At 69.6% G+C, this 527-nt stretch carries 1 protein-coding gene; it reads right to left on the reverse strand.

The window, feature by feature from the left end:
- Positions 1-527: thiamine pyrophosphate-binding protein (locus tag HGG74_RS06000; RefSeq protein WP_512698802.1), on the reverse strand; the 527-nt coding region annotated here is incomplete at both ends.

A 527-nucleotide genomic window follows, 5' to 3' on the forward strand; every position in this document is an offset into this window, starting at 1 on the left:
AAGGTCAGGTTGTCCAGCTTCTCGTTCGCCGCCAGCTGGAGCAGGCCGCGGGACTCGGGCTCGTCCATCTCGCCGTCGCCCAGGAACGCCCAGACGTGCTGGTCCGAGGTGTCCTTGATCCCGCGGTTGTGCAGGTAGCGGTTGGACTGGGCCTGGTAAATCGCATTCATCGGGCCGATGCCCATCGAGACCGTGGGGAACTCCCAGAAGCCGGGCATCAGGCGCGGGTGCGGATACGACGAGAGGGCGTGGCCCTCGCGGGACTTCTCCTGCCGGAAGCCGTCCAGGTCCTCCTCGGACAGCCGGCCCTCGAGGAAGGCCCGGGCGTACATGCCCGGGGAGGCGTGGCCCTGGAAGAAGACCTGGTCGCCGCCGCCGGGGTGGTCCTTGCCGCGGAAGAAGTGGTTGAAGCCGACCTCGTAGAGCGTGGCCGCGCCGGCGTAGGTGGAGATGTGCCCGCCGACGCCGATCCCCGGTGCCTGGGCCCGGTGCACCAGCATCGCGGCGTTCCAGCGCATCCAGGCCCG

The sequence above is a fragment of the Arthrobacter mobilis genome (assembly GCF_012395835.1).
GTDB lineage: Bacteria > Actinomycetota > Actinomycetes > Actinomycetales > Micrococcaceae > Crystallibacter > Crystallibacter mobilis.